This is a genomic window from Chromobacterium sp. LK11, from assembly GCF_001043705.1.
GTDB classification, from domain to species: domain Bacteria; phylum Pseudomonadota; class Gammaproteobacteria; order Burkholderiales; family Chromobacteriaceae; genus Chromobacterium; species Chromobacterium alkanivorans.
In genome coordinates this window covers 1-13,614 of record NZ_LDUR01000010.1, presented here as the reverse complement: position 1 = coordinate 13,614, position 13,614 = coordinate 1, and the positions used below count along the sequence as shown (strand labels likewise).

The window sequence follows — 13,614 nt, the reverse complement described above, 5'->3', positions numbered from 1 at the left end:
CGCGGCCGCCGGCTACACGATCTCGGGGATAGGCTCGATATAAGCCACCCGCTCGTTATTGTGCAGCACTTCCACCGCCGTGTACTTGGGCGCGCCCGGCGGCAACACCCGGTTGTAATGGGCGTGCGCCACCGCCAGCACCTGCGGCCACATGCCGGGTTTCTGCACCAGGTGCAGGTCCAGCATCAGGATGGCCGGGTTGATGCCCTGCGGCTCGCGCATGCACAGCAGCGCCTCCACGCCCGGATTGGCCACCACCACGTCGCCCGCCACGTGCAAGCTCTTGGGGTGACCCGGCATCGCGTTCAGCCAGGCATGCCAGTTTCTCGATTGCAAAGCCATGTCCATTCTCCTGCCAACGGCGGGACGACGATCGCAGGCGCGAAGCTCCGGCGTCCCGCCAGCCGGAAACGGCGCGCGGCCCGCCGCCACGCTGCCGGCGAACTGCCCCGGTTATAGCAAGCGGCGGCGGCCTCGCCGGTCCGGTTTTCCAGGCATTAAGGACAGTCGGCGCCGCCGTCCCCGCTCAACAGCCGCAGCAGCCGTTCGCCGGCCTCGGCCAGCTCGCCGTCGTTGCGCAGCACCGCCGCGCCCGGCGGCGGCCTCAGCGCGGCGGCCTCTTCCAGCCGCAGGGCGACGCGCTCGGCGGATTCGCGGCCGCGGCCGGCCAGCCGGGCCGCCAGCGCCGCCGGGCTGGCGACGATCCATACCGGCCGCAGACCGGGAAAACGCCGCACCGCCAGCGGCAGCGCCGAGCGCGAGCCGTTGACCACCACGTCCAGGCCCTGCTCCAGCCACAGCGCCAGCTCCATGCCCAGGCCGTAAGCCAGACCGTGGCGCCGCCAGCTCAAGGCGAAACAGCCGCTGCGCTCGCGCTGCTCGAACTCCTCGCGGCTCAGCGCGATATGGTTCTCGCCGCCGGCGTCGGCCGGCCGGGTGATGTAGCGGTGGGCGAACACCAGCCGTCCGCAGGCCGGCAGCCGCGCCCGCGCATAGGCCAGCAAGCTGTCCTTGCCGGCGCCGGACGGGCCGATCACATACCACAGCGCGCCGGGCTCAGGCTTCATAGCGCGCCGCCTGCCCGTCGAAGCCGCAATGCGCCAGATAACGGAAGGGCTGGCCCGCCGCCGGCTCCCAAAACACCGCCACGCCGTCCACCCGCACGCGGGAGAAAGCGGCGAAATGCCGGCGCGCCGCCTGCTCCAGCGCCCGTCCCGCCGCGTCGTCCGGCCTCAGCCGGCCGCTCAGCGTCAGGTGGAAGCGGTACTGCTCGAACACATAGGGATAGCCCCAGCGCCGCCGCAACTGCTCTTGGCGCGCGTCCAGGCCGGCGCGCGCCTGGCTGGGCGCTGCGCGGTCGGCCAAGGGCTCCATGTCGACGACGCAGGCGGCGGCCAGTTCCGCCAGCTCCGGCGGCGGATCCGCCGGCCGCAGCACCAGGAAATCCGTCAGCCAGGCCACGTCCAGGCTCAGCTCAAAAGGCTGGAAACGGCGCGCCAAGGCCGCGGTCCGCGCCAGCAACGCCGCCTCGTCCACGCCGGCGCCTAGGGCGAACGGCGCTTTCAGCGTGGCGTGCCAGCCGTAGCGGGCCGGCGCCGCGGTCAGCTCCGCCAAGGCGTCGGCATCCACGCCCGGCGCGTGCGGCTGCAACACCTGCAGGCCGCTGAGCGCGTCCTGGCCCAGCCAGCCGCTGCCCGCGCGCCAGAAGGCGCTGTCCGGACGCGGCGCGTAATACAGCGCGTAACGCATCAGAGATCCTCCATCACCAATTGCACCAGATCGCCGTTGAAGCAGGTGATCCCGTATTGCACCGGCCGCCCCTGCGGGTCCACGTTCAAGGACTTCACATGCAGCACCGGCCGGTTCTTGGGCAGGCCCAGATAGTCCACCGTCTCGCTGTCCGGCAGCCGCGCGCTGACGCGGGTGAAGCGCCGGGTGTAGTCGTCTACGCCGAAATGCGCGAGCGCGCGCGTCACCGAGCGCTCGCGCCGGTAAATCTCCGGCAAGCCGGGGAAGCGCGCCGCCGGGAAGAACAGCGTCGCCCAATCCACCACCCGCAGCTCCACCCGGCTCAGGGTCTTGATGCGCAGCAGCGGCTCGCCCGCCGCCACTTGCAGCAGCTCGGCCAGCTCGGCGTTGGCCGGCACCGTGTCGCTGGCCAGAATATCGATGTCCGAGTTCAGGTTCTGGCTGGCCATGTTCCGGGAGAAGCGGGTGCGCTTGCTGATCGCGTAGTCGATCGCGTTGTTCTGGACGAAGGTGCCGCGCCCCTGCTCCACCCGCAGCAGGCCGCGCTCCACCAAGGTGGCCACCGCGCGCCGTATGGTGTGGCGGTTGACACGGAAGCGCTGGGCCAGTTGCAGCTCGGTGGCCAATTGCTCGCCGGCGCGGATCGCGCCGCTGGCGATCTCCTCCGCCAGGCTGTTTTCTATCTGCCGCCAGACGGCGACGCCGGAACCGCGCTCAATCATCGTTTTCCCCCTTCCGCTGTCGCGGCGGCCATGGTCTAGCGCCGCCACCCAATCGTCACAAAAGCTTCATCGCCGCATGCTGTTAACGCCTTGTCGCCGGCCATTATCATGGATACGTCTATACGTTTATATGAATTTTTGTTGAAACCGATCAAGGGGATGCCCGATATGGAAACCTCGACCAGACAAGACTGGCTCAGCCTGCTGGCCCACACCCCGCCGCCGCAGCTGCGCCGGCTGCTGAGCCCGCAACTGCCGCCGGCGGCGCAAGTGGAATGGCTGCGCCGCGCCGAAACCGGACTCATCATGCTGCAAGGCCGCGCCGGCGGCAGCGGCGCCCGCTTCAATCTGGGCGAAGCCAGCGTCAGCCGCGCCAGTTGCCGGATAGACGGTCGCCTGGGCCACGGCTGGGCGCTGGGCAGCAACGGCGAACACGCCGAATTGATCGCCCAGGCCGACGCGCTGCTGCAGGACCCGGCGCAGCAAGCGCAGCTGCTGGCGCAATGGATCGCGCCCTTGCGCGCTGAACGCGCCGCGCGCCGCGAGCTGGCCGCGCGCGAAGCCGCCGCCAGCAAGGTGGAGTTCTTCACCCTGGTCAGGGGGGAATGAGATGCGCGCCGCCTTCGCCGATCCGGTCCACGACAGCCAGCGCTGCTTTCGCGCCGCGCTGGCCGCGCTGGCCGAACCCTTGCAGCCGCTGACGCTGCCCGTGCTGCCCGCCGAGCTGCCCGGCCTGATGCCGGCCACCGCCGCCCTGCTCTACACCCTGCTGGACCAGGACGTCAGCGTCTGGCTGCCGCCGCTGCCGGCGGACACCCTGGCCAGCCTGCGCTTCCACACCGGCCTGCGGCCGGCCGCCGCGCCGGAACAGGCCGACTTCGTGGTGCTGCCGCTGGGCGCGCCGCTGCCGCCGCTGGCCGCGCTCAAGGCCGGCGAGCCCGAATACCCGGACCGCTCTGCCACCGTGCTGCTGGAAAGCGCCGGCTTCAACGCCGAGCAAGTGGAAACCGACGGCCCCGGCTTCGCCGCGCCGCGCCGTTTCGGCCTAGACGGCGCGCCGGACGGTTTCTGGCGGCAATGGCGGGACAATCACGCCCGCTTCCCGCTGGGCGTGGACATCTTGCTGATCAGCGGCGAGCGCGTGGCCGGCCTGCCGCGCAGCACCCGTGTCAAGGAGGGTTGATATGTATGTAGCCGTCAAGGGCGGAGAAACCGCCATCGCCCGTTCCTGGGACCTGCTCGCCGCCAAGCGCCGCGGCGACGCGGCGACGCCGGAACTGAGCCTGGCGCAGATCCGCGGCCAGTTGCGGCTGGCGCTGGCCAGAGTGATGCAAGAAGGCTCGCTCTACGACGAGGAACTGGCGGCGCTGGCGCTGAAGCAGGCGGCCGGCGACTGCGTGGAAGCGGTGTTCCTGTTGCGCGCCTTCCGCACCACCCTGCCGCGCTTCGCCGCCAGCCGGCCGCTGGACACCGCGGCGATGCGGGTGCGCCGCCGCGTGTCCGGCACCTTCAAGGACGTGCCCGGCGGCCAGGTGCTGGGCCCCACCGCCGACTACACCCAGCGGCTGCTGGACTTCGGCCTGGCCCAGGCCGCCGAGCCGCCCGTCCCGGCTCTGGCCGACGCGCCGTTGCCGGAACGGCTGCCCTGCGTGCTGGACGCGCTGGCGCGCGAGGGCCTGATCGAACCCGAAACGCCGCCGCCGGGCGACCCGGAGCCCGTCGACCTGACCCGCGAGCCGCTGCTGTTCCCGGCCGGCCGCGCCGCCCGGCTGCAAAACCTGGCGCGCGGCGACGAAGGCTGGCTGCTGGGCCTGGCCTACTCCACCCAGCGCGGCTACGCCGAGAGCCACCCCTTCGCCGGCGAAATCCGCATGGGCGAAGTCAGCGTCGTGGTCTGCCCGGAGGAGCTGGGCTTCGACGTCGACATCGGCGAAATCACCCTGAGCGAATGCCAGATGATCAACCAGTTCGCCGGCAGCCGCAGCGCGCCACCTCAATTCACCCGCGGCTACGGCCTGAGCTTCGGCGAGGCCGAGCGCAAGGCGATGGCGATGGCGCTGGTGGACCGCAGCCTGCGCGCCGCCGAGCTGGGCGAGGCCGCGCACGCGCCGGCGCAGCAAGCGGAATTCACGCTCTGCCACAGCGACAACGTCGAAGCCTCCGGCTTCGTCCAGCACCTCAAGCTGCCGCATTACGTCGATTTCCAGGCCGAGCTGTCGCTGATACGCCAGCTGCGCCGCGAACACGCCGCCAAGGAGACGCAAGCATGAACACCGCCGCGCCATGGGCGTACAACTTCGGCTTCCTCGATGAAAACACCAAGCGCATGCTGCGCCGCGCCCTGCTCAAGGCGGTGGCCGTGCCCGGCTATCAAGTGCCCTTCGGCGGCCGCGAGATGCCGCTGCCCTATGGCTGGGGCACTGGCGGCATCCAGCTCACCGCCAGCGTGATCGGCCGCGACGACGTGCTCAAAGTGATAGACCAGGGCGCCGACGACACCACCAACGCGGTCAATATCCGCCGCTTCTTCGCCCGCGTCGCCGGCGTGGCCACCACCACCCGCAGCGCCGAGGCCAGTCTGATCCAGACCCGGCACCGCATCCCGGAAACCCCGCTGCGCGCCGGCCAGATCATGGTGTTCCAGGTGCCGGAGCCGGAACCGCTGCGCACGCTGGAGCCCAGCGAGCAGGAAACCCGCAAGCTGCACGCCCACCAGGACTACGGCCTGATGCACGTCAAGCTGTACGAGGACATCGCCCGCCACGGCCACGTCGCCGCCAGCTACGACTACCCGGTGCTGGTCAATGGCCGCTACCTGGCCTCGCCGTCGCCGATTCCCAAGTTCGACAACCCCAAACTGGACCGGAGCCCCGCCCTGATGCTGTTCGGCGCCGGCCGCGAAAAGCGGCTGTACGCGATCCCGCCGCACACCCGAGTGGAAAGCCTGGCCTTCGACGACCACCCGTTCCAAGCGCAAAGCTGGGAGCAGGCCTGCGCGCTGTGCGGCGCCGGCGACAGCTATCTGGACGAAATCATCATCGACGACGCCGGCGCGCGCCAGTACGTCTGCTCGGACAGCGACCACTGCCGGCAACGCCGCGACTCACAGGAAAGCCCGCAATGAATCCACCCCTACTCAGCGTCCGCGGCCTGAGCAAAGACTACGGCAACGGCAACGGCTGCTTCGGCGTCGACTTCGAACTCTACGCCGGCGAAGTGCTGTGCGTGGTCGGCGAATCCGGCTCCGGCAAATCCACGCTGCTGGCCGCGCTGGCCGGCAAGCTGTCCGCCGACGCCGGCAGCGCGCGCTTTCGCGAGCGCGACGGCCGCGAACACGAACTCACCGCCGTCGCCGAATCCGAACGCCGCCGGCTGGCGCGCAGCGAGTGGGGCTTCGTGTCCCAGCACGCCCGCGACGGCCTGCGCATGAACGTCTCCGCCGGCGCCAATATCGGCGAGCGGCTGATGGCGCTGGGACAGCGCCACTACGGCCGGCTGCGTCAGACCGCCGGCGACTGGCTGGAGCGGGTGGAAATCGGCCGCTCGCGGCTGGACGATCCGCCCAGCGCCTTCTCCGGCGGCATGCAGCAGCGGCTGCAGATCGCCCGCAGCCTGGCCACCCACCCGCGGCTGGTGTTCATGGACGAACCCACCGGCGGCCTGGACGTCTCGGTGCAGGCCCGCTTCCTGGACCTGACCCGAAGGCTGGTGCGCGACAGCGGCATCGCCGTCATCATGGTCACCCACGATCTGGCCGTGGCCCGGCTGCTGGCGCAACGCACGCTGGTGATGCAGGGCGGCCGGGTGGTGGAAGCCGGCCTCACCGATCAAATCCTGGACGACCCGCAGCACCCCTACACCCAGTTGCTGGTCTCCTCCATTCTGCAGGCCTGACGCGATGAACTTGTTGATAGACGCTAGCCGATTGAGTAAAACTTTCACCCTGCACCAGCAAGGCGGCCTGACGCTGCCGGTGCTCGACGACGTTTCGCTGCAAGCGGCCGCCGGCGAATGCGTGGCGCTGGCCGGCCCTTCCGGCGCCGGCAAAAGCACCTTGCTCAAGGCCTTGTACGGCAACTATCTGCTCCAGCGCGGCAGCATCCGCCTCCGCCACCGCGGCGGCTGGCTGGACATGGCCGCCGCGCTGCCGCACGAGATCGCCGACGCCCGCCGCCACACCCTGGGCTACGTCAGCCAGTTCCTGCGCGCCATCCCGCGGGTGCCGGCGCTGGACATCGTCGCCGAACCGCTGCGCGAATGGGGCGTGGACGCCGACGCGGCGCGGCGCGAGGCCGGCGCCCTGCTCGCGCGGCTGAACATCCCGGAGCGGCTGTGGCGGCTGCCGCCGGCCACCTTCTCCGGCGGAGAGCAGCAGCGGGTCAACATCGCGCGCGGCATGATCGCGCCGCGGCCCGTCCTGTTGCTGGACGAGCCCACCGCCTCGCTGGACGCCGCCAACCGCGCGGTGGTGATTGAACTGATGCGCGAAGCGCTGGCGCGCGGCGCGGCGCTGGTGGGCATCTTCCACGACGAGACCGCCCGCGACGCCGTCGCCGACCGCGTGTTTGAAGTGCCGCTGGCAAACCAACCGGAACACCGAGCATGAAACGGATCTTGAACAACGCCAGACTGATCCTGGCCGACGGCGTCGTCGAACGCGGCGCGCTGGAAATCGACAACGGCGTCATCGCCGCCGTCCACCCGCGGCCGCTGAGCGCGCCGCCGCCGCTGAGCGAAGACCTGGACGGCGACGACCTGCTGCCCGGCCTGGTGGAAGTGCACACCGACAATCTGGAAAAACACCTGATGCCGCGCAACGGCGTGCTGTGGCCTACGCTGCCGGCCGTGGTCACCCACGACGCGCAATGCGTGGCCGCCGGCATCACCACGGTGCTGGACGCGCTGTCGGTGGGCGATCTGGAAGGCGACAGCGTGCGGCTGGACACCCTGCAAAGCGCCTTCGAGGCGATAGACGCCGGCATGCGCCGGCGCGTGTTCCGCGCCGAGCATCTGTTCCACCTGCGCTGCGAGCTAGCCTATCCGACGCTGCTGGACGCGCTGTCGCCCTTGATCGGCCACCCGGCGGTGCGCCTGGTGTCGCTGATGGACCACACGCCCGGCCAGCGCCAATACCGCGACCTGGCGCAGTACAAAAAGTACTACGCCAAGAAGAACGTCAGCTGGAACGACGACACCTTCCTCGCCGCGGTGGAACAGCGCAAGCTCAAGCAGCGGCAATACGCCGGCCGCCACCGCCAGGCGGTGGTGGAGCTGGCGAGGGCGCGCGGCGTCGCGCTGGCCAGCCACGACGACACCGAGCTTAGCCATATCGACGAGGCGGTGCGCGACGGCGTGGCCATGTCGGAATTCCCCACCACCTTGACCGCCGCGCGCGCCGCGCGCGAACAGGGGCTGATGACGGTGATGGGCGCGCCCAACATCGTCCGCGGCGGCTCCCACTCCGGCAACGTCGCCGCCTTGGAACTGGCCGGCCACGGCCTGCTGGACATCCTGTCCTCCGATTACGTGCCGGCCAGCCTGCTGCACGCCGCCTACCTGCTGGGCCGCCAGCCGGGCTGGGATCTGAGCCGCGCCGTCGCCACCGTCACGCTCAACCCGGCGCGGGCGGTGGGGCTGGCGGACCGCGGCGCCGTCGCCGTCGGCCAGCGCGCCGACCTGGTCCAGGCGCGCGAACGGGACGGCATCCCGCTGGTGCGCCAGGTATGGAGCGCCGGCCAGCGCGTGTTCTGAGCCGCAGTGGCACGACAAGGAAGCGCAACGCAGGATCAGGGGTGTTGTAAGCGGGTATAAACCAAAAGGGCCGCGTTATCGCAACGCGGCCCTTTTCCATTTCCATCCAATAATTCCTATTTCCACCCGCTCCGGCAAGGCGAGGAGAAACCCGCGCCTGACTTTGCTGCCACAAACCAGGCGCAGGCGCTCACTCGCGCCGAAACGGCGCATTCAACGCCTTCTCCTTGCCGATATGCAAGAGCAGCATCAAAACGCCTATGCCCAGCGCCTTCATTCCGCACCAGAACAGGGCAATGCTAAATACCCGATAACAAACAAAGCCGATCAGCGACACTATTGATTTCCCAATCCAAAAATACACGCCACTACTGACCAAAAATCAAATGGAAAACGATTCCGACTTCACTGCCCAATAAATATCCAGACGTTCCTTGCGGGTCAGATACACTTTGCCGCCCACGCCGCCGCCTTTCAAAGCGACGCTGCATATTCTCAGCGCGCGATATAAGCCGGGCACTACCGCGCCCATGGCTGAGGTTTTTCTAATCAGGTTTTCGATATAAACCGTCAAACCCTCCAAATCCTGCCGCCAAATCATCTCCCGCTCCCGGGCCAATCCTTCCAATACTTTTTCATTTCCCGCCAATAACACGGTCGCTTGCCTCCCAAAAAACATCAGCGGCCAGCTTAACCTCGTTGATACTAAATGTCTTTATCTCAATCAGTACAATTTATTATCAGCCATTAGAAATGATTATCGTTTTTACCGCCGCCCGGCGTCCGACAACGCCCCGCACAGGCCCGATAGCGGCCGCAGCAATCATTATCATTCCTTACCACCCCTGGCAAAAAGCTTAATTCTCAAGGCTTGCGCCCCCGCTAATCCAAACTGCATGCTATGATCTGCGCTCTGTTCCGTGGGCGCGAAATCCGCTTTCGCCAGCCTAAATGTATTGAATAACGACACCACATCATTCAGCATGCAATATAAAAACAAAGACCACGCCAACGCCGGCGCTCCGCTAATGGAGCAACTCGCCAACAGCGCCAAACTCTCCGCCCTGATCCTGTGCCTGGATCAGGCCCAATTGCTGAGCGAGCAACTGTTAAACGAACTTAACAGCAGAGATAAAAGAATTAATGCGATAGAACAAGAGCTGTTGCAAGCGCAGCAAGAAATCAAACAGCTTAAATCCACGCATTAAGAATGTGTTTACGATCTCGCGAGCAAGAGCGAGACAAGGCGAAAACGGCTGAGAAAGCGGAATGTACAAGGGGTACATGAGCATTTCGAGGACAGTTTCAACGCCGTATCGCCGACGCGTAGCAGATCGTAAACAGGTTCTAAGAAAAAGGCGCGCGGGCCTTGGCAAGCCCGCCCGGCCATTTGCCGGAGCAGCCGATTCCATCCGGCTCTTCAATGGAAAACGCCGTCGGATCTTATTGGCGGCTCCCCTGCCCCTATTTTCAAACCCGGCTCGTCCCGGATTCGCCGCGACGGCCTTGTTCCATCCCGCTTCGACGCCGGCGCGCTGTAATCGCGACGCTACAATTCCGTAGTCATCGCGCCCTCCTCCGGCCTTGCGCCGAATTCATGGTTTTCGTTGCGAACAGGCCACGCCTAATACGCCGAACTCCCCGGCGCCGCCATCCCGGCGGCAATGCCCTACAGGCCTGAGTTCCAGCGGCTTTCACCACCCGCGCGCGCAAGCGCTCCGCACGGCGAACGCGGCCATCCTCTTGAAAAGAAGCGGATTCTGTTGGAAAATATTTGACGTCAAATCAAGAGCGCCCCCGGCGCTCTTGTCATTTCCGCTTACCTTTCGGCTCCCCCGCGACACCACTTGGCAAGGCCAGCTTGGCAGTTGGGTGCTGCCGCCTATAATCGATTTAGAGCAAATTACCTATGGGGTAATTTAAAATATCGCCGACCCCGCATTGGCCGTAATATCAAATGCCTGACGGCAGTCCAATACCGGCCGCAGCGTGGACAGAAAGATTATAAAAATGAGATTCCATATTGAAGACAAAGTCGTCTTCGACCCTGACGAAGGCAGCCTGCTGCCCGGGGATCAAGACAAGATCATCCTGAAATACAATGAAGCGCTGCTGCTCAAGCTCTTGCTCTCCGGACTGTTCGAAAAAAACGAGCTGATTGAAAACGTATGGGGGAAAACCATAGTCACCGACTCCAGCTATCACAAGCTGGTGTTCGATCTGCGCGCGCAGCTTGAGAAAAGCGGGCTGGATCCCAAGATCATCAAGACCATTCCAAGGCGCGGCTGCCAATTCGTCGGCGCCTTCATCCCGCTGGAGCCGCAGGCGGACGCAGACGACCCGCCTGCCCCGCCGCAGGCCGTGCCGTCCGAGACCGGAAGCGTCAGCGCGCCCAAGCGGCGCAAGGCGCGCTGGCGGCTGCCGGCCCGCATCGATCGCCGCCAGGTGCTGGCCGCGCTGGCGATCACCGCCGCCGGCCTGCTGCTGGGCTGGCACGCCTCCTGGTGGATTCCGCAGATGAACATTCATAAAATGCGCGACGGCGCGCGCAGCCTGTTCGTGGTGGGCAATGTCTACCGCGACGCGCCCAAGCTGCCGGAAAGCGGCGGCGACGCCTTCTACATCAAGAGCGGCAAGTGCACGGCGAGCTATCTGTGCGACAAGAAATACGGGAGCGATCTCAATTGCAAAAACAAAATCGTTTTCTGATCGCTCTCGGACTGTTCCTGATCGCGCTCTATCTGGGCTATGCCGGCCACAACTACATCATGGACAGCCGCACCATTTGCACCGCCCGCATCTCCGAACTGAAATTCCCGCGCAACAGCGGGGAAACGGCGATCACCAGCGGCTTCATCGATCTGGACATGAAGAACGAGACCATCCACTTCTTCCTGCACTCGCCCTCCGGCGACTACATCAACCGCCTGCTGCAGTTCAACACCAGCTACGGCTGGAACGGCGAGGCCAACGCGGTCACCATCGTCAAAAAAACCAAGTCCCCGTCCGAATACGGCAGCCTGGCCAGCGAATACCACATCTTCGACATCGGCACCCGCCACCTGATCAATATGGTGCCGGTCACCAACCACGTCACCCAGGTCAATTTCGACTCGATCAGCTTCTTCTGCGAAAACCAGGAAATCCTGTGAGCCCGGCCCGGCGCATTCCCGCCGCCGGGCCTTGAGCCAGTCCCCCCTGCCTCGCCAGCCAGAGCAAGACAAGCCCTTGCGGCGGAAAAAGCGAAATGCTCATGCCGTGCATGAGCATTTCGCCGTAGCGCTCGCCGCGCCGCGTCTCACGGAGCGCAGCGGATCGTGAAACAGCGGCTCAGAAATACGCCATCGCGTAGGTCATCGCCCCCACCAGGCTGCAGAAAATCAGGCTGTGCTTGAGGGTGAAGCGGAACAAATCCGCCTCCTTGCCCACCAGCCCCACCGCCGCGCAGGCCACGGCGATGGATTGCGGCGAAATCATCTTGCCGGTGACGCCGCCGGTGGTGTTGGCCGCCACCAGCAGGATGTCCGACACGCCCAGCTGATGCGCGGTGGACGCCTGCAGCGCCGAGAACAAGGCGTTGGACGAGGTGTCGGAGCCGGTCAGGAACACTCCCAGCCAGCCCAGGAAGGGCGAGAAGAAGGGAAAGGCCTTGCCGGTATTGGCCAGGCACAGCGCCAGCGTGCTGGACATGCCGGAATAGTTGGCGACGAAGGCGAAGGCCAGCACCATGCCGATGGACAAGATGGGCCGCTTCAACTCCGCCAGGGTTTCGCCGAAGGCGGCGACGGCCTGCGCCGGCCGGAAGCGCAGCAGCAGGATGGACAGCAAGGCCGCGACGAAAATGGCGGTGCCCACCGCCGACAGCAGGTCCAGCTTGTACAAGGCCTCGTAAGGCTTGTCCGCGGCCACGATGGGCGCGGTCTTGATCACCAGGCTGTCCAGATGCGGCACGTGGAACTTCAGCACCCAGTGCTCCAGCGCGCCGCCCTTGGCGAACAAGGCCTTGAACGGCTTCAGGCTCCACAGCGTCACCAGCGCGGTCAGGATCAGGAACGGCCCCCAGGCGCGGGCGATCCGGCCCAGGCCGAAGCCGGAGGCCTGGCGCGGGCTGGGCGCGCGGCGGCCGGCGAAGGTGAAGATCTCGCGCGGCTGCCACACTTTCAGGAACAGGGTCAGGCACACCAGGCTGACCAGCGCCGAGGTGATGTCCGGCAGCTCCGGCCCAATGTAATTGGAGGTGAAATACTGGGTGACGGCGAAGGAGCCGCCGGCCACCAGCACCGCCGGCCAGGTCTGGCGCACGCCTTTGAGACCGTCCATCATCATCACCAGCCAGAACGGCACCAAGACCGACAGAAAGGGCAATTGGTGACCGGCCTTGGCGCCGATGGCGAAGGGATCCAGCCCGGTGACCTGGCCGGCGACGATGATGGGGATGCCCATCGCGCCGAATGCCACCGGCGCGGTATTGGCGATCAGGCACAGGCCGGCCGCGTACAGCGGATTGAAGCCCAGGCCCACCAGCAGCGCGGCGGTGATGGCCACCGGCGCGCCGAAGCCGGCGGCGCCCTCCAGAAAAGCGCCGAAGGAGAAGCCGACCAGCAGCATCTGCAGGCGTTGATCCTCGGTCACCGACAGCACCGAGGCGCGGATGATGTCGAACTGTCCGGTCTTGACGGTGATCTTGTACAGAAACACCGCGGCGACGATGATCCAGGCGATGGGCCACAGGCCGTAGGCGAAGCCGAAGCCGGCGGCCGACAGCGCCATGTCCACAGGCATGCCGTAGAACAGCGTGGCCACCAGCAAGGCCAGCAGCACGGTCAGGCTGCCGGCGACGTGGCCCTTGAGCCGGAACACCGCCAGCGCCAGGAAAAAGAAAATAATCGGCAGCGCCGCCATCAGCGCCGACAGCGCCATGCCGCCGGACGGAAAGTAGTTTTGGGTCCAGATCATGATGTCTCCTCTGTAGTCTCTCCTTCTTCTTGCGCGCACGGACATCCGCGCGGCGGCGGAGCAGCCGCGGCCGTGTGGACGAAATACGCGCAGGGAAGGATGTTTACGGGCGTTTCAATTCGGCGCCGGCCGCCCTCCCGGACGGCGGCGCCATCAATGCGGCCTTCATAGCGGGCCGCTTTTAGAACCTGTTTACGATCTGCTACGCGTCGGCGATACCGCGTTGAAAACGTCTTCGAAATGCTCATGTACCATCTGTACATTCCGCTTTCTCAGCCGTTTTCGCCTCGTCTCGCCTTAGCTCGCTAGATCGTAAACACGCTCCGCGGGCCGGCCCTCACAAAGCGCGGCCAAGCTCCTCGTTCAGCAGCGCGAACAGGCCCTCGGGCCTGCCGTTCAGGAAGAAGTGGTCGCCGGGCATCATTTCGCCGCGAAA

General features: G+C 66.3%; 17 protein-coding genes. 10 read left to right on the top strand and 7 right to left on the bottom strand.

Annotated features, from left to right (window positions below):
* Positions 1–12: 12 nt before the first annotated feature.
* The 4 genes from VK98_RS06380 to phnF form a co-directional block, all read right to left on the bottom strand.
* Positions 13–342: a hypothetical protein gene (locus VK98_RS06380; RefSeq protein ID WP_048413256.1), complete on the bottom strand. Its 330-nt coding sequence runs from the start codon at positions 340–342 to the stop codon at positions 13–15.
* Between the two features lie 155 nt (positions 343–497).
* Complete coding sequence (gene phnN / locus VK98_RS06375) at positions 498–1,067, bottom strand: phosphonate metabolism protein/1,5-bisphosphokinase (PRPP-forming) PhnN (protein WP_048413255.1); 570 nt, start codon at positions 1,065–1,067, stop codon at positions 498–500.
* Complete coding sequence (locus VK98_RS06370) at positions 1,057–1,749, bottom strand: DUF1045 domain-containing protein (RefSeq protein ID WP_048413254.1); 693 nt, start codon at positions 1,747–1,749, stop codon at positions 1,057–1,059. The genes phnN and VK98_RS06370 overlap by 11 nt, the downstream gene beginning before the upstream one ends.
* The gene (phnF, locus tag VK98_RS06365; protein ID WP_048413253.1) at positions 1,749–2,471 is read right to left on the bottom strand and encodes a phosphonate metabolism transcriptional regulator PhnF; all 723 of its coding nucleotides are present in this window, start codon (positions 2,469–2,471) and stop codon (positions 1,749–1,751) included. Before phnF ends, VK98_RS06370 begins: the two co-directional genes overlap by 1 nt.
* A gap of 168 nt (positions 2,472–2,639) precedes the next feature.
* On the opposite strand from phnF, the gene phnG reads away from it, so the two are divergent.
* From phnG to VK98_RS06330, 7 genes are read left to right on the top strand one after another with little or no spacing between them, the layout of a single operon-like run.
* Entirely contained in the window at positions 2,640–3,080 is a 441-nt protein-coding gene (gene phnG / locus VK98_RS06360) for a phosphonate C-P lyase system protein PhnG (protein ID WP_048413365.1), read from the top strand.
* A 1-nt stretch (position 3,081) separates the two neighbouring features.
* Complete coding sequence (gene phnH / locus VK98_RS06355; protein WP_048413252.1) at positions 3,082–3,654, top strand: phosphonate C-P lyase system protein PhnH; 573 nt, start codon at positions 3,082–3,084, stop codon at positions 3,652–3,654.
* 1 nt (position 3,655) lies between these two features.
* The gene (locus tag VK98_RS06350; RefSeq protein ID WP_048413251.1) at positions 3,656–4,741 is read left to right on the top strand and encodes a carbon-phosphorus lyase complex subunit PhnI; all 1,086 of its coding nucleotides are present in this window, start codon (positions 3,656–3,658) and stop codon (positions 4,739–4,741) included.
* The gene (locus VK98_RS06345; protein ID WP_048413250.1) at positions 4,738–5,595 is read left to right on the top strand and encodes an alpha-D-ribose 1-methylphosphonate 5-phosphate C-P-lyase PhnJ; all 858 of its coding nucleotides are present in this window, start codon (positions 4,738–4,740) and stop codon (positions 5,593–5,595) included. Before VK98_RS06350 ends, VK98_RS06345 begins: the two co-directional genes overlap by 4 nt.
* Positions 5,592–6,365 (top strand): phosphonate C-P lyase system protein PhnK, encoded by a 774-nt coding sequence (phnK, locus tag VK98_RS06340; protein ID WP_048413249.1) that lies wholly within the window; start codon positions 5,592–5,594, stop codon positions 6,363–6,365. The genes VK98_RS06345 and phnK overlap by 4 nt, the downstream gene beginning before the upstream one ends.
* A gap of 4 nt (positions 6,366–6,369) precedes the next feature.
* Positions 6,370–7,077, top strand: a complete 708-nt coding sequence (gene phnL, locus VK98_RS06335; protein WP_048413248.1) for a phosphonate C-P lyase system protein PhnL — start codon at positions 6,370–6,372, stop codon at positions 7,075–7,077.
* Positions 7,074–8,222, top strand: a complete 1,149-nt coding sequence (locus VK98_RS06330; protein ID WP_048413247.1) for an alpha-D-ribose 1-methylphosphonate 5-triphosphate diphosphatase — start codon at positions 7,074–7,076, stop codon at positions 8,220–8,222. The genes phnL and VK98_RS06330 overlap by 4 nt, the downstream gene beginning before the upstream one ends.
* A gap of 190 nt (positions 8,223–8,412) precedes the next feature.
* Here VK98_RS06330 and VK98_RS23660 read toward each other — a convergent pair whose 3' ends face one another.
* Positions 8,413–8,559 (bottom strand): hypothetical protein, encoded by a 147-nt coding sequence (locus tag VK98_RS23660; protein ID WP_156187785.1) that lies wholly within the window; start codon positions 8,557–8,559, stop codon positions 8,413–8,415.
* 45 nt (positions 8,560–8,604) lie between these two features.
* Positions 8,605–8,877: a hypothetical protein gene (locus VK98_RS06325; RefSeq protein ID WP_156187784.1), complete on the bottom strand. Its 273-nt coding sequence runs from the start codon at positions 8,875–8,877 to the stop codon at positions 8,605–8,607.
* Between the two features lie 265 nt (positions 8,878–9,142).
* Here VK98_RS06325 and VK98_RS06320 point away from each other — a divergent pair, with 265 nt between their 5' ends.
* The 3 genes from VK98_RS06320 (at position 9,143) to VK98_RS06310 (ending at position 11,374) form a co-directional block, all read left to right on the top strand.
* Entirely contained in the window at positions 9,143–9,430 is a 288-nt protein-coding gene (locus VK98_RS06320; protein WP_156187783.1) for a hypothetical protein, read from the top strand.
* 802 nt (positions 9,431–10,232) lie between these two features.
* Positions 10,233–10,931, top strand: a complete 699-nt coding sequence (locus VK98_RS22695) for a winged helix-turn-helix domain-containing protein (RefSeq protein WP_053077259.1) — start codon at positions 10,233–10,235, stop codon at positions 10,929–10,931.
* Positions 10,907–11,374: a hypothetical protein gene (locus tag VK98_RS06310; protein ID WP_048413244.1), complete on the top strand. Its 468-nt coding sequence runs from the start codon at positions 10,907–10,909 to the stop codon at positions 11,372–11,374. Before VK98_RS22695 ends, VK98_RS06310 begins: the two co-directional genes overlap by 25 nt.
* 178 nt (positions 11,375–11,552) lie before the next feature.
* Here VK98_RS06310 and VK98_RS06305 read toward each other — a convergent pair whose 3' ends face one another.
* The gene (locus VK98_RS06305) at positions 11,553–13,181 is read right to left on the bottom strand and encodes a lactate permease LctP family transporter (RefSeq protein ID WP_156187789.1); all 1,629 of its coding nucleotides are present in this window, start codon (positions 13,179–13,181) and stop codon (positions 11,553–11,555) included.
* Between the last annotated feature and the right edge of the window lie 433 nt (positions 13,182–13,614).